This window comes from Chitinophaga sp. 30R24 (genome assembly GCF_049056765.1).
GTDB lineage: Bacteria > Bacteroidota > Bacteroidia > Chitinophagales > Chitinophagaceae > Chitinophaga.
In genome coordinates this window covers 1,364,383-1,387,659 of record NZ_JBJGXX010000001.1, presented here as the reverse complement: position 1 = coordinate 1,387,659, position 23,277 = coordinate 1,364,383, and the positions used below count along the sequence as shown (strand labels likewise).

At 44.9% G+C, this 23,277-nt stretch carries 18 protein-coding genes; 4 read left to right on the top strand and 14 right to left on the bottom strand.

Features of this window, described 5'->3' with window-relative positions:
* The first annotated feature begins 231 nt into the window (after positions 1-231).
* The gene (locus ACDQ55_RS05860; protein ID WP_420980283.1) at positions 232-1,290 is read left to right on the top strand and encodes a sensor histidine kinase; all 1,059 of its coding nucleotides are present in this window, start codon (positions 232-234) and stop codon (positions 1,288-1,290) included.
* 235 nt (positions 1,291-1,525) lie between these two features.
* Positions 1,526-2,449, top strand: a complete 924-nt coding sequence (locus ACDQ55_RS05855; RefSeq protein WP_420980282.1) for a helix-turn-helix transcriptional regulator — start codon at positions 1,526-1,528, stop codon at positions 2,447-2,449.
* Here the strand turns inward: ACDQ55_RS05855 and ACDQ55_RS05850 are convergent.
* The 12 genes from ACDQ55_RS05850 to ACDQ55_RS05795 all read right to left on the bottom strand — a co-directional run bounded on the left by ACDQ55_RS05850 (position 2,446) and on the right by ACDQ55_RS05795 (position 17,605).
* Positions 2,446-3,930: an MBOAT family O-acyltransferase gene (locus tag ACDQ55_RS05850; RefSeq protein WP_420980280.1), complete on the bottom strand. Its 1,485-nt coding sequence runs from the start codon at positions 3,928-3,930 to the stop codon at positions 2,446-2,448. The genes ACDQ55_RS05855 and ACDQ55_RS05850 overlap by 4 nt on opposite strands.
* The gene (locus tag ACDQ55_RS05845) at positions 3,914-5,197 is read right to left on the bottom strand and encodes a GDSL-type esterase/lipase family protein (RefSeq protein ID WP_420980279.1); all 1,284 of its coding nucleotides are present in this window, start codon (positions 5,195-5,197) and stop codon (positions 3,914-3,916) included. Before ACDQ55_RS05845 ends, ACDQ55_RS05850 begins: the two co-directional genes overlap by 17 nt.
* Positions 5,172-6,464 carry a hypothetical protein gene (locus tag ACDQ55_RS05840; RefSeq protein ID WP_420980278.1) on the bottom strand — a complete coding sequence of 431 codons (1,293 nt, stop codon included), beginning with the start codon at positions 6,462-6,464 and terminating at the stop codon, positions 5,172-5,174. The genes ACDQ55_RS05845 and ACDQ55_RS05840 overlap by 26 nt, the downstream gene beginning before the upstream one ends.
* A 149-nt stretch (positions 6,465-6,613) precedes the next feature.
* Positions 6,614-7,192: a glucosaminidase domain-containing protein gene (locus ACDQ55_RS05835; protein ID WP_420980277.1), complete on the bottom strand. Its 579-nt coding sequence runs from the start codon at positions 7,190-7,192 to the stop codon at positions 6,614-6,616.
* A gap of 385 nt (positions 7,193-7,577) precedes the next feature.
* Positions 7,578-9,326, bottom strand: coding sequence for an aspartate--tRNA ligase (aspS, locus tag ACDQ55_RS05830; protein ID WP_420980276.1), 1,749 nt, complete (start codon positions 9,324-9,326; stop codon positions 7,578-7,580).
* A gap of 144 nt (positions 9,327-9,470) precedes the next feature.
* On the bottom strand, positions 9,471-10,508 hold the full coding sequence (locus tag ACDQ55_RS05825; protein ID WP_420980275.1) for an NAD(P)/FAD-dependent oxidoreductase: 1,038 nt from the start codon (positions 10,506-10,508) through the stop codon (positions 9,471-9,473).
* A gap of 83 nt (positions 10,509-10,591) precedes the next feature.
* On the bottom strand, positions 10,592-11,107 hold the full coding sequence (locus ACDQ55_RS05820) for a hypothetical protein (RefSeq protein ID WP_420980274.1): 516 nt from the start codon (positions 11,105-11,107) through the stop codon (positions 10,592-10,594).
* 350 nt (positions 11,108-11,457) lie between these two features.
* Positions 11,458-12,345, bottom strand: coding sequence for a succinate--CoA ligase subunit alpha (gene sucD / locus ACDQ55_RS05815; RefSeq protein ID WP_420980273.1), 888 nt, complete (start codon positions 12,343-12,345; stop codon positions 11,458-11,460).
* Positions 12,346-12,471: 126 nt separating this feature from the next.
* Positions 12,472-13,290, bottom strand: coding sequence for an ABC transporter ATP-binding protein (locus ACDQ55_RS05810; RefSeq protein WP_420980272.1), 819 nt, complete (start codon positions 13,288-13,290; stop codon positions 12,472-12,474).
* A gap of 2 nt (positions 13,291-13,292) precedes the next feature.
* On the bottom strand, positions 13,293-14,036 hold the full coding sequence (locus ACDQ55_RS05805) for an MlaE family ABC transporter permease (RefSeq protein ID WP_420980270.1): 744 nt from the start codon (positions 14,034-14,036) through the stop codon (positions 13,293-13,295).
* A gap of 62 nt (positions 14,037-14,098) precedes the next feature.
* The gene (locus ACDQ55_RS05800) at positions 14,099-15,130 is read right to left on the bottom strand and encodes a hypothetical protein (RefSeq protein WP_420980269.1); all 1,032 of its coding nucleotides are present in this window, start codon (positions 15,128-15,130) and stop codon (positions 14,099-14,101) included.
* A gap of 162 nt (positions 15,131-15,292) precedes the next feature.
* On the bottom strand, positions 15,293-17,605 hold the full coding sequence (locus ACDQ55_RS05795) for an NADP-dependent malic enzyme (protein WP_420980267.1): 2,313 nt from the start codon (positions 17,603-17,605) through the stop codon (positions 15,293-15,295).
* Positions 17,606-17,750: 145 nt separating this feature from the next.
* On the opposite strand from ACDQ55_RS05795, the gene ACDQ55_RS05790 reads away from it, so the two are divergent.
* Positions 17,751-18,191 carry a DUF4293 domain-containing protein gene (locus tag ACDQ55_RS05790; protein WP_420980266.1) on the top strand — a complete coding sequence of 147 codons (441 nt, stop codon included), beginning with the start codon at positions 17,751-17,753 and terminating at the stop codon, positions 18,189-18,191.
* 77 nt (positions 18,192-18,268) lie between these two features.
* Here the strand turns inward: ACDQ55_RS05790 and uvrA are convergent, their stop codons facing one another.
* The gene (gene uvrA, locus ACDQ55_RS05785) at positions 18,269-21,091 is read right to left on the bottom strand and encodes an excinuclease ABC subunit UvrA (protein ID WP_420980264.1); all 2,823 of its coding nucleotides are present in this window, start codon (positions 21,089-21,091) and stop codon (positions 18,269-18,271) included.
* A 295-nt stretch (positions 21,092-21,386) separates the two neighbouring features.
* Here uvrA and ACDQ55_RS05780 point away from each other — a divergent pair, with 295 nt between their 5' ends.
* Positions 21,387-21,968 (top strand): RNA polymerase sigma factor, encoded by a 582-nt coding sequence (locus ACDQ55_RS05780; RefSeq protein ID WP_420980263.1) that lies wholly within the window; start codon positions 21,387-21,389, stop codon positions 21,966-21,968.
* A gap of 87 nt (positions 21,969-22,055) precedes the next feature.
* On the opposite strand, the gene ACDQ55_RS05775 is transcribed toward ACDQ55_RS05780, so the two are convergent.
* Positions 22,056-23,258: a thiolase family protein gene (locus ACDQ55_RS05775; RefSeq protein ID WP_420980261.1), complete on the bottom strand. Its 1,203-nt coding sequence runs from the start codon at positions 23,256-23,258 to the stop codon at positions 22,056-22,058.
* Positions 23,259-23,277: the final 19 nt, after the last annotated feature.

Genomic DNA, 23,277 nt, shown 5'->3' with positions numbered 1-23,277 from the left:
TAGCTCCTGATAGTTGCATAGATAGAGCGCTCAGGCTTCTGTAGCTAACGGCAGTTAGCACACTTTTAAGTAATAAACCACCACCATCCACCAGAACAACTAGCGGCTAATAGTTAATAGCCATCGGCTGGTTTAGCAGCTATTTGTAGTTGCTAATTAGCCACTTATTCTATGTCAAGTAAAAAATTTAAAGTAATTTCCCACTATTACCATAATTACTCACTTTGGAGTATGTTTAAAGCAAAAAATCTATCCCCACAGAAATTGGCGGGGTTTACAGCCCTGGTCTTATCGGCCATTATAGCATTGGGCAGCCTTTTGGTGGATGGCGACTGGAAAGTAATAGCGGGAGCTTTTATACTGACCTTTCTCCTTTCTTACTACCTGTATCTTTATACCCTGCAAAACTTTATTTACAGGAAAATAAAGTTAATCTACAAATTCATTTATCAAACCAAAGCGTCCAAAAGAGAAGAATTCTTCAACAAGAATATCCTTCCCCTTAAAACCATAGAGGAAGTAAGTGAAGATGTGGAAAAATGGGCCAGCCAGAAAAAAGAAGAACTGGAAAACCTGCGCCGGAACGAAGAATTCCGCAAAGAATTCCTGCTCAATCTTTCCCATGAGCTGAAAACGCCCATCTTCGCGGTACAAGGCTATATCCATACCCTACTCGACGGCGCCCTGGACGATCCTAATGTGAACAAGCTGTTCCTGAAAAACGCTACCAAGAACATTGATCGCCTCTGCCGCCTCATCGACGACCTGGATGAAATCTCCAAACTGGAAAGCGGTGAAATGACCGTTAATGCCGAAGTATTTATTATCCAAGACCTCATTAAAGACGTATTCGACACCCTGTCGCTGAAAGCCAATACCAAAGGCATTAAATTCAGCGTCAAAAAAGGCTGTGAATCACCGCAACCAGTATACGCCGACAAGGAAAAAATCCGCCAGGTGCTCATTAACCTGGTAGACAATTCCATTAAATACGGTAAACCAGACGGACATACAATTGCCAGCATTTACAGCATGGATGGCAAACGCGTATTGGTAGAAATCTCTGACGATGGTATCGGCATGGCAGAAGAACACCTGCCCCGCGTATTTGAACGCTTCTACCGCACAGACAGGGCACGTAGCCGCGATATTGGGGGCACCGGCCTCGGACTGGCTATTGTGAAACACATCGTAGAAGCGCACGATCAATCAATTACCGTGCGTAGTAAGCCGGAAATAGGTAGCACCTTCGGATTTACGATGGAGTCGGCGGCAGCCAATATTTTCTAAACCCGGCGCATTTTTCCGAATCTTTCTCCTGGAGAGATTCGTTCACACACTCATTTATACCCAATAAGCTATCAACATAGCTGCAAAAAGAATCCCGGCCTTTTATAAAAAGGCCGGGATTCTTTTTTAATTGACATATTGTTAACCGCTCGTTAATCCAAAAGTATTTGATCCGCTACAGGAATTTCGAGTTTCAAATTAATTAGTTTAGGATCAGTCTCCATAATTATGCCATATGAAAACGTCGACTATCAACCATTGGGAGAGAAAGATACAATTCGCTATTGCCTTATCCCATGATGATCCGTTCGGTGAACTGGATCTCAAAAAAGTAGCCGGATTAATCAATGAATCCACCGGTAACTTTTCACACATGTTTGTGAAAATGATGAAGGAGCCTTATATACACTTCACCAAAAGGCGAAGACTGGAAGCTGGTGCAGGTTACCTGCGGCATAGCGATTTCAGTATAGGTCAGATCAGTGAGTTGTGCGGATATACCCATTCAGGCTTTACCAAAGCTTTTCGCGACCAGTACAATCAAGCCCCTGTGAGCTTCCGCAACCAGCTTTATCTACCCAATGAAGAACATACCCTGGCCCGTACCAAAATAGCAGCCACCCCTCATGAAGATCCACGCCAGCAGATTTTTACGCCATCCCGTACAGAAGATCTCAGGCTGCCTGATGCCATCCTATATTATAATATACTTCCCAGTAACAATGATCCGGTGAGAGGTATGGTAGCATACATGAATATCTATCAGCAACAACTGTACGCCATCAAAAACAGCTTATCATTGCCCGACGCCATAGTAATTACCGGCACGCTGGATATTGTACCGGTAACCTCCTACAATAAACTGATGATGTATGTAGGTTTATTGGTACCCCGGCTCAAAGCGTACGACATGGCACATCTTCAGATACGGCTTAGTTTCCAGGAGCCTTTTGGCCTGTTTACCAGGCAAGTAGCAGGCAGCCATTATAAAAAACTGCCGGTACCTATGAACTTTGTGCCCGCTGGTTTACCGATGTATGAATTCATTAACAACAGCTGCCGTGCCGGTTATTTTAAAATGAGCAGCAATCATTTCTTCATTTCCCTTACGGGTATGAACCATTGCGAGATCTATGTTCCCTGGCAAAAGCGTTATTAAAACTGGAAATAGATAGGAATCATGGGCTGGGTACTTTTTACCTGTACCAGCAGCCATACAAAGGATACCATGATAGCAATGCTGCCTGCCACCGGTATGCGGCCAAGAAACTGCTCCAGGGAGATTTCCACTTTAGACGGGAGGAAGTGCAGCACAAAACCAAGCACCATTACCCAGCATACCGCAGTATAACCATTATATAAGTCCAGTGCAATTGCTGGCTGGAAATCGTATATCACCTGGTGTATCAATGCCCAGGCATCATGGAAAGTAGAAGCCTTGAAAAATACCCAGCAGAAACAAACAAAATGAAAAGTGATCAGTATACCCAATATCCTAAGGCTGGTAGCCTTCCATCCCCCCAAAGTAGTTTTATGTTTCTTTAACCAATCGATACGCACTTTATCTATCGCCAGTGCGCCGCCATGCATAGCACCCCAGAAAATGAAGTTCCAACTGGCGCCATGCCAGAAACCACCTATCAGCATGGTAAGTGCGAGGTTAATATACTGACGTACTTTGCCCTTGCGATTACCGCCCAGCGGAATATAAAGGTAATCCCTCAACCAGCTGGACAATGAAATATGCCACCGGCGCCAGAATTCTGTGATAGAAGAGCTCTGGTAAGGGGAATCGAAATTAGGCGGAATTTTAAACCCTGTCCACCGGGCTATGCCCAGTGCCATATCAGAATAACCGCTAAAATCGCAATAGATCACCAGGGCATAACCATACACGCCTATAAGGCATTCGAGTCCGGTGTGCTTGCTAGGATCATCAAAAATATATTGTACAAAATTCTGATAGATAAAATCTGATATCACTATCTTCTTAAACAAACCTCCCATGATCAGATACATGCCTTTACCCACATCTTCTGAATGAAGGTGATAGGGTTGCGAGATCTGCGGTATAAAATCGGCGGCCCTTACAATAGGGCCCATCATCAGTTTCGGGAAGAAAGAGAGAAAGAACAGGTAATCCATAAAATTGCTGACTGGCTTAATCTCTTTCCGGTATACATCTATGGTATAGCTAAGATTTTCGAAAGTATAGAAGGAAATGCCAATAGGCAGTATCAGGTCAAGTGGACGGATATGTCCGGCAGATAGATCGTTGACAATGCCAATAAAGAAATTCGTATACTTAAAGTAAAATAGCAAGCCTATGTTCAGGATAATGCTGAATATCAGTAAGAATTTACGGGTACTTTTACTGTCACTGTGGTAAATCCACCGGGATAAGTTAAAATCAACGATGGCGGAGAGGATGACCAGCCCTACGTAAAAGCCGCAGGCCTTGTAGAAAAAATACAGTGAAAACACGGTATACACCCATACCCTGGCTGCTTTATTCCTGCTGGCCAGCAGGTAACACATCATAAATAAAGCGAAAAAATAAAAGAAAAAACCGCTGTTAAACAACACCGGGTTTTTCGGATCATACATCAGCTCTCTTAACAGCTCATTTACGTTGATCATGGGAAGCAACTGGATTTTTCTTTGTTTGCTGTAAATACTGGGTATAAGATCGTTGCAGGGCTTCATACAGCAATTGCCCCTGTAACTGATACCCTCTTACATTAAAATGAATATGATCTGGCGCCCAGGCTCCTGCAAATCTATCTTTCTGCGCTTTATTAACTTCGTTAAAGTTCCAGGCAGCCAGGCCATGTTCTCTGGCATACCCTATAATTTGTTGCGATACCATGGAAATATATGGGTTCGGGTAATAAGCTGTTTGGTACACCGTTGTGTACTTCTTTTTACCAACCCTTTTCCTTATTGATTTCCTGACCGACCGCATACAATCTGGAGGAGTGGTCAGGAGGATGTTTACCGACGGATTTTGTTCCCGGATAAGGCTCACTGTCTTATCTATTTCATTTCTGAATACCAAAGGGTCTAGTTTTCCGTAGGCTTCATTTGTTCCCAGGGAGATGATCACGAGCTGGGGTTTCAACACCGCCATTTGCGATATCAGGACATTGTTGATTTCGTTGTACTGTTGGTACATAGCACCGTTAATCCCCACGCTGTGATATAAAATACCATTATGGCCATTTTCCATGACAGCGCCATAGAAGCGAAGAGGCCCGCTACCGGTGCCTTCCCATTTTACCTGGAATGACTGCGAAGTTTGTGAAAAATCCAGGGTAGCCATGCTCACAGTAGGCGAACCCGGGAAAGGGGTAGGCGTTACCGTAACAGAAGCCGCATCGGGCACTACCAACGAATTATCGGTATTACCGGCATCATAGAAGAGCTTCACCTTACGGAAATTATCGTCCATACGGCTATCGCCCTTGCCTGTAAAAGTAAGCGTGGGCGTATTGGTACGGGAAATCACCACAATAGCGCCAGGGCCTAATACAGACGACTTATAACGGTCTACTACTCTTTCTGCAGACCATTTCACCGTGCTGCTCCACCGGAAATCTTCCGGACCGTTAGTACCTGCCAGATTGTATGGAAAAACAAACCCTCTACCGGCGTTTCCAAACTCCTGTTGCAGGAGGAAAGCTGTAGCCAGCGGAAAATATCCTGCCTGCACATGGGAATCGCCCAGATGCAAGATGGAAATTACGTTACTATCTGCCGCAGAAAAAGATTCAAATACATTGTATAAAGCAGTGTCTTGCTGAATACTATTTACATTTTCCTGTTGTGCATAAGTTGAAAAGCCGCTGAGTAACAACGAAAGTACTGCCACTACGCATCGGCTAATGTTGTGGTTGCCTGTATTCATTCATAATAGCTTTATAGAGCAGCGCTCCCACTTTGGCTGCCCCGGTTCTGTTAAAGTGTGTGTAGTCCTTGTTGGCCATTACCGTATCTCCCTCTACCCACTTTACCATAGCGCCTTCGCCACCCATAGCGGCAAACAGGTTCCAATAGGCGGTACCGTGATCAGCGGCCAAGTTGTGCTGTACTTTTAATAAGGCTGCTACCCCTGGCGCTGTGATATATTTATCCGCTTTTCTATAAGATTTATCTGCGGTACCTATTACCAGAAAAGAGGTTCCCGGCAAGTCCTTCTGCAGGGAATCCATTACTTTCTTCATAGGCCGCTCATACCAGCTATAATCCGTTAACTCCGGCCGAAACAATACATTAGCGCCGTAGTGCATTATTACCAGATCGTAAGGACGCTCCTGTTGCATACGGCGCACCATTTCCGCCGACAAATGCCCTAGCTCTATTCCGCTGATACCGCGGAAAGAGTAGTTATCCACATAAACACCGCTTTCGCTTTCAAAGCATACTCCGTAAAAAGGTATAGTATTTTCTGCATCACGGAGGGTAAGGGATGACTGGGCAGCATCCTGTTCCAGTTCTAGTTTATTTACCGGTTCACTTCCGGAAAGTGTATAAGTGCGGTCATTAATTGTTACTGTGCCTCCTGCTGTTGGCCCATATAAAACAGCGATCTCCCGGAATTTATCCAGCAGCGGTTTTTTCACCGGCGAATATTTCACCCAACTATTAGGACCCGGATAAAAGGTATGCCCGGATAAGCCCAGGATGATATCGGCTGGCGGGCTGTTCTTATAATGATAATCCTTCCAGTCGGTCGAAAACGTATGCGTAATCGTAGTTCTGAAAGGAGCTACCACTGATGTAACCGGCACAAAACCTACCCCTGCTCCACCGAAATAATGTTGCAGGCTGTCGCGCAGGTCGCTGGTAATCAGGTCTCCTTCAATCATGGAGTCCCCGAAATAAGCGATGCGCACTTTATGGCGTTTGCCAGCTTTTAAGTCCCGGAGGGCGGCGAGGAACTGCTTCATCCCTGCCATATGGCCGGGAGCCGGGGAAGCATATTCCATGATACCGGTATATGACATATAATTATGTGCATTATCCGGGTTGGGAATATGCAGATTGCCTGCAGTAGTAGCCACGGTATTACTATCTAAACCAGAAAGCTGATTACTGTCGTTGTTGACAGCAACCAGCTTTAGGTTGTCCGGGGAAGCGGAACGAATGGTTGTTGTTCTTAAATCAGACAACATATCCAGCTTCCGGAATTGAAAGTCTTTATATGAAAAGCTATAATTAAGCTGTGAAAGCCCTACTAGGCAGACTAAAGTTCCGATTATAATATAAAGCGGATAGGCAGACTTATTTTTGCCGGACATAATCAATAATCGTTAGCATATTATCACTGCCCGCCCGAGCTGTCTTGCATCCCAACGGTTAACCATTTCGATGATTCCGTAGTCATGCTGTCCATGCTGGCGTCCAGCTGATACAATTTATAGCGGTTAATAACATTTGTCACTCTTCTTATCCACTCATGTCCTGCTGAGGAGTAACCGCTATGATTCATTTTTGTTAGCCAGGTACTGAATTGTGGATTCCCTTTCATTTCTCCAAACCATTTTTTACTGGCCAGCAGCGCCACAAAATGCTCATAGGAAGCTACGTCGGAAACGTATTGCTTGTATACGGAACGGCGGCCTGGTTTTATCTGGGACAGATTGTTTTTTCCCACAATTCCGAAGTGGTTGTGGAGTAATTTGGCATTTCTACTGGTACCTGTACCTGATTCCAGCATGGCGATACCAAGTATAACGCTGGCTGGGATACCTGTTTCCTGCATCAACTCTATTGATACCGGTTTAAATTTTTCCAGATAATTGTTTGTGGATTGTTGTGCAAAACCAACATTGCTGAGCATTAGCAATAGTAACACCGCACATAACCATACTGTCCTTTTAAAGAATGTTGAGATTCCCATTTTAGTAGTTTTGGTTTCTGGTGATTGTTTTCTTCTCTTTGTTTTCAGCATCATTTTCTTACCTCACATATCAACGATGATCACACATCGCAATATTACTTTAAAAATTTAAATAATAAGTTGTTTCTCTTTCTCTACGCTAGGTCTCCTGTTAATCGCTTGTTAAAAAATATTGTTCCTTATATTATTACCAATCCCCTTTGATGCGGCAATTTGCCTACCAAAGGGGATTTTTTACTACAATGCCGGTATTTGGCAAAGACCATGCCCCTTTCGCCTTTATGGATCAGCCTTTAGCAATCCTTTAACAATCAGCATTCTTTATCAGAAATGCCAATAGGATGATTGCCAAGTACTTATTAAAGGATGGAGCAAGTACTCCTCACTATTTTACCAGACTGATTTTTAATTCGTTCAGTTGAGCCTGATCAATTTCACTAGGTGCATCCAACATGACATCGCGTCCGGAATTATTCTTCGGGAAGGCGATAAAATCGCGGATACTCTCACTACCACCTAACAGCGAACACAGGCGATCAAATCCAAAGGCGATACCTCCATGTGGGGGAGCTCCATATTCAAAAGCGCCCAGCAGGAAACCAAATTTATGTTCCGCTTCCTCTTTGCTCATGCCAAGGGCGGCAAACATCTTCTGCTGCAGGTCTCTTTGGAAAATACGGATGGAACCGCCACCTATCTCTGTACCATTCAACACTATATCATAGGCATTTGCCTTTATTTTGGCGTATTGGGAAGGATCGTCCATCAGGGCAATCTGTTCCAGTTTTGGAGATGTAAATGGATGATGACGCGCTACCCAACGATTCTCTTCCTCAGCATATTCAAAAAGCGGGAAATCTATTACCCACAACGGTTTAAACTCGTTTTTGTTGCGCAAACCCAGGCGTTCTCCCATTTCAAGACGGAGCTCGCTGGCAGCTTTTCTAGTGCGCTCTTCCTTGCCGGCTACCACTAATATTAAGTCTCCGGGTTCGGCCTGACATTTCTGCGCCCACAGTTTTAACTGTGTCTCATCAAAAAATTTATCTACCGAGCTTTTTAGCGTGCCGTCTGTGTTATACTTAACATAGATCAGCCCGCTCATCCCTATCTGTGGCCGCTTTACCCATTCTGTCAGTTCATCTAACTGCTTACGGGTGTATTCGGCACAGCCCTTGGCAGTAACGGCCACAACCAGCTCAGCTTCATCAAACACTTTAAACCCTTTATCCTTTACGGTATCGTTCAGGGTTACCAGCTTCATATCGAAGCGGATATCCGGTTTATCATTACCATAATATTCCATGGCGTCATCCCAGGTGATGCGTGGAAAAGCCTCGTTGAAGTCAATTCCTTTGATTTCCTTGAAGATATGCTTCAGCATGGCTTCAAAAGTATTCAGGATATCTTCCTGGTCTACAAAGCTCATTTCACAATCGATCTGTGTAAACTCAGGCTGACGGTCGGCGCGTAGATCTTCGTCGCGGAAACATTTTACGATCTGATAGTAACGGTCGTAACCGCTTACCATCAACAATTGCTTAAATGTTTGCGGCGATTGTGGCAGTGCATAGAACTCATTAGCGTTCATACGGCTGGGCACCACAAAATCGCGGGCGCCTTCCGGTGTAGATTTAATCAAAAACGGCGTTTCTATATCCATAAAGCCGGCAGTGTGCAGGTAATTACGAACAGAACGGCCTATCTGGTAGCGCAATTCAAGGTTCTTTCTTACCACGTTGCGGCGCAAGTCGAGGAAACGGTATTTCATACGCAGTTCATCGCCCCCGTCCGTATCATCCTGTAAGGTAAACGGCGGTGTTTTAGCCGCATTGAGGATGGTAAAGTCGCTCACGGTGATCTCAATATCGCCGGTCGGAATATTTTTATTCTTATTGGAACGCTCGGTTACTATACCTTTTACTTGTATTACAAACTCACGGCCCAGCGGCTGTTCGTCCAGTTTAGCATTCAGGTCTTCCCCGAAGAGCAACTGAGTAATACCATAGCGGTCACGCAGATCAAAAAAATTGATACTGCCAAACTTTCTTACTGTCTGTATCCATCCGGCCAAGGTTACTTCCTGACCTACCTGCTCCATTCGTAACTCCCCGCAAGTGTGCGTCCTGTACATGCGTAAATAATTGATTAGGTTAGTTTTATGGTTGATATACGGAATAGGAAGCCATCAATTGGCAACCGCTATCCTGCTATTCACTTACACCCATAAGGGGGGCAAAGATAAGCTTTGCATCGGGCATTTTATGCCCGGCCCATGTTAAAAATATCTTTTCAAAGCTATCTCTGGCATCAGTGGCACATTTGAAACAAGTACATCCTTGAAATGCGCTGCCATATAAGGCGCTAAAGAACAACCTTTAGTTCCCAGCCCATTGAACAAGCCTATAGCCGGATACTCCGGATGAAACCCTACAATAGGCCTACGGTCGTTTCCGGAAGGCCTCACTGCTGCCATTTGGCCAGTAACGGTATAGGGCGCTGTCAGTAACTGTGACAGATGCTTTTCCAATACTTCCCGCTGCCTGGCAGTAGGTAACTCATCAGCATAATCCCACACAAAGGAAGAGCCCGCCCAAAATGTTTCCTTTTCCTGCTGTGGCACCAGGGTAATTCCTTTTTTAATAATGTCTGCCGTATCCAGCCCAGGTACTGTTACCATTAACACCTCTCCCTTATTGGGCAGAAATTTAACCTGCCGGAAAAAAGGCAGTGTTGCAGTACCTACCCCGTTACAAAAGATGATCTTTTCCGCTGCTATATCTCCATACACCACTCCTGTGGCGGTAATATCCAGGGCGGCAATATCCAGCTGCTTTTCCTGTAAAGCTTCCTGCTCCTGCAAATAGCGACGGTAAGCTGGCAACAACATGCGCAGGTTAACCGTGGCGCCTTTTACAATGGCTGCGCCATATGGCTGGTCGAGAAAGGCTTCATACTTCATCGCCGATGGCAACTCCGTATATTCATTTCCGGTAGTTTTATGCAGGAAAGCGTCCCGCATTTGGGACGAAGGAAAAACGGTCCATAACTGACGTTCTGTAAAAACCGGCACCTGCAGCAAAGCCGAAAGCTGCAGATAAGTAGTTTTTGCAAAAGGATAAATAGTATCGTACATCCAGGCTGGCTCAAACCGGCGGCCAGATACCGGATTAATAATGCCGGCGGCCACTCTGGATGCGCTGTTGGGCTTGGCGTCGTCTATAACAACTACCCGTTTCCCAGCCTGTAGTAAGAACCAACTCAGCATGGTTCCCGCAATTCCCTGCCCTATGATAAGGTAATCCACTTTCCTCATGAGCCCAAAAATAGGGATAATCAATATAAAAAGGCTGACAGACAAACATCCATCAGCCTGAAATATAAGCTTTTAAAAATAAATTATTCTACCACTTTCACGTTGATACCTGCACTATGATGGGAAGCGAAAACTGTTGCAGGAGCAAAAGCTTCGGGGTCCGTTAGCTCAAATTGGTTGGCTGGCTGCGTTTCAGTGGCCTGCCCGGATTTAAAATAATCCAGGGCGCGGTGGGCCAGCAGATCGTACAGCGTAGGCCTCAAGGCACGGGTATTCCCTTTGCTAATAATAGCATCGAACTGCTCCAGTCCGGTTTGCTGCAGCAGTTGTTTATGGGAGACGTAAGCCAGGTAAGCGGCAGCAATTTCCTGATGTAACCTATCAGCGCTCCAGGTAGTGATATCTGTTCCTGTATTGTTGGCAATGGCAGTGCGTTGATAAAGCAAACGACGGTTTTGCTGATAATAGTCCAATAGCATCTGGGCTTTAAGGCTTTGTAAAATCGCCTGGGGAGCTCCGTTAGCCGCGGCTATCTGCTGGTTTATCTGCCTCAGGTTTTGTATAGCACTACTATCATTGATCTCTGTATTATACTTCATCCTATAGATGAGGGCTTTCAACTCTTGCGCAGCAGCTTTTTCTTTGACTGCATGGGCGTAAATATCGTTGACTATCTGCAGGGCGGATTGAGGCTGGTCTTTTTCTTCCAGTGCGGTAATCTTCTTCCAGGAGTCGTCATATTTAAACTAAGCCAAAATTTTAATTGAGCTAAGGATTAAAACAAGGAATATTCCGATGAATGAGCGCATATGGGAATTTGATTTATAGGCAATTTTTCACAAAAGATGCGGATATTGGCAGGGCTTCTATAATGGGGATAAAAAAAGGTGAAAAGTGATGGAGCGGCTCCATTTCACTTTTCACCCAGGATATTTTTACTGGCGGATAATTAGGCCAGCGTTGCTATTTTGCTAAGTACTTCGGCCATTGTTTTACCAATGTTAGCTGGGCTTTCAACAACGGTTACACCGCATTCTGCCATGATCTTCATTTTAGCGGCAGCAGTATCTTCTGCACCACCAATGATAGCGCCGGCATGGCCCATACGGCGTCCCGGAGGCGCAGTTTGACCAGCAATGAAGCCTACTACTGGTTTAGTGCCATGTTCTTTGATCCATCTTGCTGCCTCAGCTTCCATACTACCTCCAATTTCGCCGATCATGATAATGCCTTCAGTTTCAGGATCATTCATCAGCAGTTCTACTGCATCTTTAGTAGGCGTACCGATGATAGGATCTCCTCCGATACCGATAGCGGTAGAAACGCCTAAACCGGCTTTTACTACCTGGTCTGCTGCTTCGTAAGTTAAAGTACCGGATTTGGAAACAATACCGATTTTACCTTTTTTAAAGATAAAACCAGGCATGATACCCACTTTGGCTTCTTCCGCGGTGATAACACCAGGGCAGTTAGGTCCGATGAGGCGGGTAGTAGTACCCTGCAGGAAGTTTTTCGCTTTGATCATATCCTGAACAGGAATGCCTTCGGTGATACATACCACCAGAGCAATACCAGCTTCGGTAGCTTCCATGATTGCATCTGCGGCGAAAGCTGGTGGTACAAAAATGATAGAAACATTTGCACCGGTTGCTTTTACTGCATCTGCTACGGTATTAAATACAGGACGCTCAAGATGCGTGGTACCACCTTTACCTGGCGTAACTCCACCCACTACCTGGGTACCATATTCAATCATTTGCGTAGCATGGAAAGTACCTTCAGTTCCGGTAAATCCCTGAACAATCACTTTGCTATCCTTATTAACTAAAACACTCATCGCGCTTGTTTTATTGGTTTAATATTATATGTCGATTCTTCTGGATGGCAAAAATAAGCCGATTTCTATAATTCTGCAATTTAGTGCCTTTAAGATAAAGCTACCAATTGGCGCAGAAAAATTCCGTTATCCTTCCCCTTCTTGTTCCTTCTTCAGCTGCTCCCGCCATTTACTGTCTTTAAACAGTTCTAGCTGGCGGATTTCTTTGGCTTCCCGGAGAAATTCGGAGGCGAAAATGAAGTCATTCAGCCGCTGGTCTTTACTGAATATAATATCCTTGTTACTTCCTTCCCATTGCTTCTGCCCCTGGTACATATATACGATATGATCCCCGCTTTCCATTACCGTGTTCATATCATGGGTGTTAATAACTGTAGTAATATTATATTCTTTGGTAAGCTCGGTAATCAGCTTATCTATCAGGAGGGAGGTTTGTGGATCGAGGCCGGAGTTAGGCTCATCGCAAAACAGGTATTTGGGATTGAGCACTATAGCCCTGGCTATTCCTACTCTTTTTTTCATCCCGCCGCTGATCTCTGCAGGGAATTTTTTAGCGGCTTCTTTCAGCTGCACCCTTTCCAAACATTCTGCCACCCTGTTTTTCTTCTCTCTCAGGGTACCTTTACCGAACATTTCGAGGGGAAACATCACATTCTGTTCTACGGTCATACTGTCAAACAGCGCTGATCCCTGGAACAACATCCCTATTTCCTGGCGGATCACTTTTTTCTCTTTGTCGCCCATGGCGGTAAAATCCTGTTGGTCAAACAGCACTTTTCCGCTGTCTACCCCCATCAAGCCCACAATACATTTCATCATTACGGTTTTACCGCTACCGCTGGAGCCAATGATCAGGTTTACCTTACCGGATTCCATTACTGCCGATACGCCTTTCAGTATTTCCTTATCTCCAAAGCTCTTTCTTATGTTTTGCAGTTCAATCATGATTACAGTAATATAGCCGTTAATGCGTAGTCCATGAATAAAATGAGCACACAGCTCACCACCACGGCAGTGGTACTGGCCTTACCGATTTCCAACGCTCCGCCGGAAACGTTATAGCCATAGTACGCCGATACGCTGGCGATGATAAACCCGAACGTATAGGATTTAGCCATCGCAAAAAATACGTTATAGGGTTTAAATTGCTGCCGTAAGCCCTGCATAAACTCTTCGGCAGAAATAACACCAGAAAGCACCCCTGCTTCCTTTCCGCCCCAGACACCCAGGAAACCGGCAATAGCTACCAATACAGGGATCATCAGCACGGCTGCTACAATTTTAGGAGCAATCAGGTAGCCTTTAGTATTGATTCCCATGATCTCCAGGGCATCTATCTGTTCAGAAATACGCATATTGCCCAGTTCTGAGGCTATTTTAGAACCTATTACCCCGGCCAGTACAATGCTGGTTAATGTAGGGGCAAATTCCAGGATGATCGTATCTCTTACCACCTGTGCGATGGTAGCTTTAGGTATGATAGGGCTTACCAGCTGATAAGCCGTTTGCAGGGTAGTTACTCCTCCCATAAACAGGGAAATAATAAATACTATCCCAAACGATCCAACGCCGATATCCACACATTGCTGCATAAATTGCTTCCAGTACAACTTCATGTTTTCCGGGCGGGAAAACATGCCTTTTAGCATGAGCAGGAAATTTCCGAAATGATAGAAGAATTTGAACTCCATAGCTGGTCAAAGATAGGAAGGATTTTTTCAATCGTATCCTATTTTAAGATTAAATACGCGGCTTACCGTAAACTGCTCACCAACAAACGTTTCAAGCTACGTTCAATTATTTCTCCCATCGTTTTGCAGCGGGCAAAAACAGGATCATGATAATATTCGGCCAGCTCATTCCCCAACTGCTGTATTTTTTCAGGGAAAGAAACGCGGTCGGCCATGATTACGTCCCGGAGATCCTTGATACGATTCCTGTGCGCCTTAATACGGCGCGCTATTACCGCCCGCTCCTCCTGCTGGTATTGTTTTACCACTTCTGCGTTAAGATGCTTAACGGCCAGCTCCACAAACACCCTGTTCTCTTTAAAAAACTGCGGCATATACAAGGTACGTTTACCTTCATAAAATTGCTGGTCGAAATCTATGGCACGGATACGGAACTGCACATCATCAAAATCTGGTGTAATATCGAAGATAAAATTATAGGAGCGCATGTCGCCTAATAAACGCACAAAACAACGCTCATTGAACTTCACAAATTCTTTGGCGATACGTTTAGGGTTAAATTCCGGCCGGTTCAGATAATGCAGGATAAACTGATCACCAGGTACACCTGCAATATGCTCTTCCACCAGTGTATTGCCATCTATCAGGAAATTCATCCAATAGGGAGATAAAATATGTTCCAGCTCCAGTCCATAAATGCGGGAAGCATCTGCTATTTTAATATAAAAGTAGTCGTATACCTCGTTGTAATCATTGACAATCTTTATGCGGAATGGGTGGGAATTACCGAAAGTGCAATAGTCTACCCGTTCAATATGCAAATGTTCCTCTGCCGTTTGGTCGCCACCCGCCTTGAGGATAGAGTAGATGCGTTTTAAACCTGCGTGAATGGCGTCTACCATGCTTTGCGGGTAAAACACTGTTTCCCAGAGTGTATCATTCCCATCTTTATCGTACACTGCTATTGACTGATCGTAATATCGCAGTTCTTCGTAAGATAACGGCAACTTTACTTCCCGCTCATACAATTTCAGGTAATTGCGGAAAGCCAAATTGATCGGGAAAAATATTTTCTTACGGGATATTGTTTGCATAGGTAAAGATAACAAAAACCCGGCAGTGAGAAACGCGATGCAGCAAGGCTTTTCTTACAAAGAGGTACATAGCAAAGGGGCCAGACTTGTATCTTAGATGATACTGCCGGCCCCTTCTATACGCTTGTTAACCACTACAGTGCATACCGTAGCTGTCATCCCTTATTTCTTCTTTTTCTTTTTATCTTTTTCTATCGTTTGTCTGCAGCATTTTTCCTGTGCATCCACCACTGCGATATTCACCATATTCACAATCTGCCTTACCGTACTGCCTAATTGCAGGATATGTACCGGTTTTTTCATTCCCAACAGGATGGGGCCGATAGCATCGAAGCCCGCTACTTCCTGCAGCAGGTTATAAGCGATATTACCAGCAGCCAGATTAGGGAAAATGAGGGTATTCACTTCTTCTCCCAACAATTCTGTAAAAGGATAATTGTCTTTCAGAATTTCCTTGTTAAAGGCCATAGCAGCCTGAATTTCACCATCTACAATAAGAGAAGGCTGACGTTGCTTCACCAGTTCACGGGCTTTGCTCATCAATTGTGCTTCCGGCGTTTGGCTGCTGCCAAAGTTGGAGTACGACAGCATGGCAATACGTGGCGTAATATTAAAGTGCTGTACTTCTTTTGCTACCATGAGGGTAATATCTGCCAATTCTTCTGCGGTGGGATTAAAATTCACCGTAGTATCGGCCAAGAACAACGGTCCGCGCTTAGTTTGGATGATATACATACCAGCTACGCGTTTCACACCTTCTTCCATACCAATTACCTGCAAAGCCGGACGGATAGTATCCGGATATTTACGGGTAAGACCGGAGATAAGGGCGTCTGCTTCCCCTGTTTCCACCATCATGCAACCAAAGTAGTTACGTTCCCGCATGATCTTACGCGCTTCATACAGGTTCAAGCCTTTACGTTTACGCTTTTCGAAGAACAGGTCGCCAAAATGGTGGCGCATTTCTGTCATTTCATCGCTCTCCGGATCTACGATCACCACATCATCTATTTCGATAGCATGTTCATGCATCAGTGCACGGATACGGTTTTCATTACCCAACAAAATTGGATAGGCAATACCTTCTTCACTTACTACCTGTGCAGCTTTTAACACTTTCAGGTTATCTGCTTCTGCAAATACCACTTTCCTCGGATCACGACGGGCTTTGGTACCAATTACGCGGAACAATTGATTATCCAATCCCAGACGGTGGTTCAGCTCATTATAATATGCTTCCCAATCTGTAATAGGATGGTGTGCTACACCACTTTCCATCGCCGCCTTAGCCACAGCAGGAGCTATGGTGCTCAACAAACGTGGATCTAACGGTTTAGGAATAATATATTTAGGTCCAAAAAACAGGTTTTTTTCGTTGTAGGCCAGGTTTACAATGTCTGGTACCGGCGACTTGGCCATTTCTGCTAACGCTCTTACAGCTGCCAGTTTCATTGCCTCATTAATCTGTGTAGCCCTTACATCCAGCGCTCCACGGAAGATGTATGGGAAACCCAATACGTTATTTACCTGGTTGGGATAGTCGGAACGGCCAGTAGCCATAATGATATCCGGACGGGCGGCAATAGCGGTATCGTAAGCGATTTCAGGATCAGGATTCGCCATGGCAAATACGATCGGATTTTTAGCCATGCTCCTGATCATTTCTGCTGTTACCACATTACCTACAGAAAGCCCCAGGAACATGTCTGCTCCTTTCATGGCTTCTTCCAGGGTAGTGATCTTAGAAGAGGTAGCAAATTGTTTATGCCTGTCGGAAAGGTCTTTGCGGCCTTTGTTCAGCACACCGTCTTTATCAAACATGATAAAATTTTCCGGTTTTGCGCCAAGGGCTACGTACAACTTCACACAAGCCATGGCAGCAGCGCCAGCGCCATTTACTACAATCTTTATTTTTTCTATTTTCTTCTTTACCAGCTCCAGCGCGTTTAACAGCGCCGCAGAAGAAATAATTGCGGTACCATGCTGATCATCATGCATGACCGGTATTTTCAGCTCACTCCTCAGCCTGTCTTCAATTTCAAAGCACTCAGGACTTTTAATATCTTCCAGATTAATACCACCAAAAGTAGGCGCCAACGCCTTCACTGCTGCTACAAAAGTATCAGGATCTTTCGCATCTAATTCTATATCAAATACGTCGATATCAGCGAAAATCTTAAACAGTACAGCCTTACCTTCCATCACCGGCTTTCCGGCTTCCGGACCAATATCACCCAAACCCAGTACAGCAGTTCCATTGCTGATAACGCCCACCAAATTGCCTTTAGCTGTGTATTTATAAACGTTTTCTACGTCTTTGTATATTTCTTTGCAGGGCTCTGCCACTCCGGGAGAGTAAGCGAGAGACAGGTCCCATTGTGATTTCGTGTTCTTAGTAGGTATGACTTCTATTTTACCCGGCCGGCCTAATGCATGATAATCCAACGCATCCTGCCTATTCAATTTCTTTGCCATATAAATATAAGATTGTTATTGGGCGTGCAATATACGAAGTATTGCATTATGCTATTTAACCCGATAGTGTGACGCCTTCGATTTATTAGGTATTTTAACCATTAAAAAATACTTACTTTTACAGCGTTAAACATTCATAAATATCATGATACAACGCATCCAGAGTCTTTATCTGCTATTGGCTGCCGCCGCAGGCGCTGCTGCTTTATCCTTCAATCTGTGGAAAGCTACGCTTACAAACAACACAGTTACAGCCGTTAACGCTTCCAGCAACTATCTCTTGTTTGTATTATATATCATTATCATATTGCTGAGTGTTGTCAGTATATTTTTATTCAAGAAGCGGAAATTGCAATTTCGTTTCACAATTTTTAACATTCTTTTTGCTTTTGGCGCCCTGGCTTATCAATATTATGTGGTGCAGCAAACAGCCAATAAACTCAGTACCGGCGGCGTAGCTATTACTTCCGCTACTTATCTGCCGGCATCTTTTTTACCAATTGTGATCATCATTCTTTTATTGCTCGCTAGCAGAGGAATTTATAAAGATGAGAAACTAATAAAGTCTCTCGACAGGCTCAGATAATACCTACCGAAAAGCTATAGAAAGAAGAGGGTGTATCAAAATATGATACACCCTCTTCTTTTTAGTCATGTAGCCGCTTATTTCAGGAATTTGCCTGTATAACTTTCCTTCACTTTCTTCAATCCTTCCGGTACGCCTGCATACAGCAAGTTTCCACCACCAGCGCCTCCTTCAGGCCCCAGATCAATTACCCAGTCAGCGCTGCGGATTACATCCAGGTTATGCTCTATCACCAATACGGTGTGGCCCTGCTCTATCAAAGCGTTGAAAGAGTCCAACAATTTTTTGATATCATGGAAATGCAAACCGGTAGTAGGTTCATCAAAGATGAAGAGGATATGCCCCTGTGCCTTGCCTTTGCCCAGGAAAGAAGCCAGTTTTACACGCTGGGCTTCCCCTCCGCTGAGGGTATCGCTGCTTTGTCCTAATTTCACGTAACCCAGTCCTACGCTACTTAGCGGGCGTATCTTATTGCAAACATCTTTTTCATCTTTGAAAAATTCGAGTGCTTCATCTACTCCCATTTCCAGCACTTCGTAAATATTTTTCCCCTTATAGGTTACCTCCAGTACTTCATCTTTAAAACGTTTACCACCGCAACTTTCACAAGTAAGATGCACATCGGCCAGGAATTGCATTTCTACTACCACTTCCCCTTCTCCTTTACAGGCATCACAACGGCCACCATCCACATTAAAAGAAAAATGTTTAGGCTGGAAACCTCTCATTTTGCTGAGTGGTTGTTTAGCATACAGTTCGCGGATTTCGTCGTAAGCCTTGATATAAGTAACCGGATTGGAGCGGGAAGATTTACCAATAGGATTCTGATCAATCATTTCCACCTGGGTAATATCATCTACCGCACCGGTAAGCGCCTTATAATTACCCACCCTTTCTGCAAACTCTCCTTTCAACTTCATCAGTGCCGGATATAGTATTTGCTTCACCAGGGTCGTTTTTCCTGAACCGCTTACGCCGCTGATCACAGTTAGCACCTGCAATGGAAAATCTACCGTAATATTTTTCAGGTTATGCTGGCGGGCGCCTTCTACGGTGATCGCTTTTTTCCATTTACGGGTTTTATCCGGTGGATCAATAGTGAATTGCCCGCTCAAGTACTTACCGGTAAGGCTTTTACCATCTTTCAGGATTTGAGGATAGGTACCAGCAAAGATCACTTCTCCCCCCAAATGACTGGCCAGTGGCCCCATATCTATGATGTAATTGGCTTCTTCCATCATCTGCTCATCGTGCTCTACTACTACCACGGTATTGCCCAGATCACGCAGCTCTTTCAGCACGGCAATAAGCCGGTGCGTATCTCTGGCGTGCAAACCGATACTGGGTTCATCGAGGATATACAGAGAGTTGGTGAGATTACTTCCCAGTGTGCGGGTAAGTTGAATACGCTGACTTTCTCCACCACTCAGCGTATTGGCCACACGGTTTAAGGTAAGGTATCCTAACCCTACATCTAGCAGGGTTTTTAAGCGATGATTTATTTCCAGCAAAATACGGCTACCGATTTGTTGATCGAACTCGTTCAGTTGCAAGCCATCAAACCAGTTCTTCAGATCGGATACCGGCATATCTACCAATTCGGCGATACTCCTGTTATCTACTTTAATGTACAATGCTTCCTTGCGCAAACGTCCGCCTCCACAATCGGGGCAAACCGTGCGACCGCGGTAGCGGGCTTGCAGCACCCGGTATTGCACCTTGTACAGGTTTTGTTCCACCATCTTAAAAAACTCATTCAGCCCGTAAAAATGTTCGTTACCGGTCCACAACAGTTTAATCTGTTCATCTGTGAGCTCTGCGATGGGTTTATGAATAGGGAAGCCAAACTTACGGGAAGCCTTAATGAGGGCTTCCTTGTATTCGCCCATTTTTTCGCCACGCCAGGGAGCGATGGCGCCCTCATACACACTTAAACGTTTATCAGGTATTACCAGGTCGGCATCAATGCCGAGTACTTGTCCGAAACCTTCGCAGGTAGGACATGCGCCATAAGGGTTGTTGAAAGAAAAGAGGTTGGGCACCGGTTCTTCAAAGTGGATACCATCCAGTTCGAAGCGGTTTGCAAAATGTTGCATTTCCTTACCATCTATCTCGAGATAGCAATCACCTTCACTTTCATAGAAAGCTGTTTGCACGCTGTCTGCAATACGGTGTTTATCATCTTCCTCAAAATCCTTTACCACCAGGCGGTCTATAAGCACCCAGGCACTTTCTGGAACGTTTATTTTTTTCTGTTCCAACAGTTCTTCTATACGCAATAAACCACTTCCTTCACTACCGGGAACGTATAAACGGGAAAAACCTTTCTGTTGCAGGATATTCAGTTCTTCTTTCGCTTCTCTTTTGGCATGCCGGCGAAAAGGCGCCAGCATCAATACTTTTGTGCCGTTTTTGAGCTGAATGATATAATCTACCACATCGCTTACTTCGTGCTTTTTTACCAGTTGGCCTGAAACGGGAGAATAGGTTTTACCTACCCTTCCATAAAGCAAACGGAGATAATCGTATATCTCCGTCATAGAGCCTACCGTAGAGCGGGGCGTGCGGGTAATTACTTTTTGCTCGATAGCTATTGCGGGGCAAATGCCTTTGATATAGTCCACATCGGGCTTATTCATACGCATCAGGAACTGACGGGCGTATGAGCTTAAGCTTTCCGCATACCTGCGTTGTCCTTCGGCATAGAGGGTGTCCATGGTGAGGGAAGACTTGCCCGAACCAGACACACCCGTAACTACCACCAGCTGGTTTCTGGGAATGGATACGCTTACATTTTTAAGATTGTGTACCCTGGCTCCTTTTATAAAAATATGATCCTTTTGGATAACATCCTGAGGATCAATCACATCCGATTTTTTCTTTGTTGCTTTTGTTGCCATGACAGAACAAATTTACACCAAAAGATGTTAGTTCAGGAGTTAGCTTTTCAGCGATGTCTTCAATGCGCTCAAAGCCAGAATCTGAGGGCAAAAAGCTATTTTTATTATTTGTTTTATTGAAGTATTCTGTTATATTTGCAGAGGACCGAGATCTATCTCGCTGGGAGTTATCAAACAAACTATCTTTCTTTAACTTAAACTGTTCACTTATCGCCTGAACTCTACTTAATTAAAACAACCAAACTGGCTGCAAAGTCTGTAATTTATTTACTAACCCGCCTAGTTGTAGATGTTTATGCAAGTAATGTACAAATTGTGCGATGAGCAGTTGATTACTCTTTTTAAAAAGGGTCATTCTTCCGCATTAGAAGAATTAGTCCGCCGTCATAAAGACAAGGTGTACACTTCTATCCTATTATTGGTAAAAGATCCTTTTCTCGCAGAGGACATTTTCCAGGACACCTTTATTAAAATCATTGACACCATTAGGGCTGAACGATATACTGAAAAGGGTAAGTTTTTACCCTGGGCCATGCGTATTGCTCACAACCTTTGCGTTGATCATTTCAGGAAAATCAAGCGCACGCCTACGATCCGGACCGGAGACGATAAAGACATCTTCGATGTGCTGGGTTTCAGTGATAGTTGCGCGGAAGAGAAACTGATCACACGCCAAAGCCACGACCGGGTGCGCCGCATGCTGGATATGCTACCAGAGGAGCAGCGCGAAGTGATTATTCTGAGACATTATGCAGAATTGAGTTTCAAAGAAATTGCAGATCTCACGCAAGTGAGCATCAACACAGCATTAGGTCGTATGCGATATGGCCTGATCAATCTCCGTAAAATGATGACGGAGAAACAAATCTGTCTATGATGAACCCTTTTTTTTGCTTGCCAGCAACGAGCGGCCGGATGTAATGTCCGACCGCTCGCTATTTTATAAGACACCAGTAGCTAATCGCTAAAAGCTTCTCTCAAATATCATTGCAGCACCCTGCCCTACTCCTACGCACATAGTTGCCAATCCATATTTAACATCCGGGCGGCGTTTCATTTCATGCAACAACGTAGCCGTAATACGCACACCACTGCATCCCAGCGGATGTCCGATAGCGATAGCGCCACCGTTTACATTCACCATTCCGGGGTCCAGTCCGAGATCGCGCATACAAGCCAGCGACTGCACAGCAAAAGCCTCATTCAGTTCCACCAATTGTAGCTGACCTACGGTGATGCCTGCACGTTGCAGCGCCTTCCGGGAGGCAGGCACAGGGCCAATGCCCATAATCGCAGGGTCTACACCGGCTACCGCCATGCTTTTTATTTGTGCCAACGGCTGCAGGTTAAACTGTTTAAGTGCCTTTTCAGATACGATCAACACGGCGGCGGCGCCATCGTTGATACCGGAAGAATTGCCAGCTGTTACAGAGCCATTCTTCGCGAAAGCGGGACGCAGGCCTGCCAGCTTTTCCAGCGTGGTTTCCCGTGGGTGTTCATCTTTAGAAAAAAACACCTGGTCTTCTTTATTAGGCGTAATAGGCACGGGTATTATTTCATCCCCCCATTTGCCGGCATCCAGCGCCTGTTTATAGCGCTGCTGGCTCTGAAAAGCAAAAAGATCCTGTTCTTCCCTGCCTATTTGCCATTGATTGGCTACATTCTCTGCTGTTTCCCCCATTGAAAAGGGATAATACATCTCCACCAGTTTCTTGTTAGTGAAACGCCAGCCAATGGTAGAGTCATACATTTCTGTTTTGCGGCTGAAAGCCCCATCTGATTTGGCCATCACAAAGGGGGCACGGGTCATGCTTTCCACGCCTCCTGCCAGGTACACATCGCCCTCTCCGCACATTACCGCCCTGGCGGCGTCCATAATCGCCTGCATACCGGAAGCGCATAAACGGTTCACGGTGTTGCCTGCTACACTTACAGGCAAGCCTGCCAGCAAAGCAGCCATACGCGCCACATTCCTGTTATCTTCTCCGGCCTGGTTGGCAGCGCCGGCAATTACATCTTCAATTACGGTGGGGTCCAGGGAGCTATTCCTTTCCATTAATGCCCTGATCAGATGCGCCAGCAGGTCATCTGGGCGAATACTACTTAATGCGCCCCCATAGCGACCTATAGGCGTACGTACTGCATCTACTATATAAGCAACTTGCATTTGGGTGTGGTTTATCTGC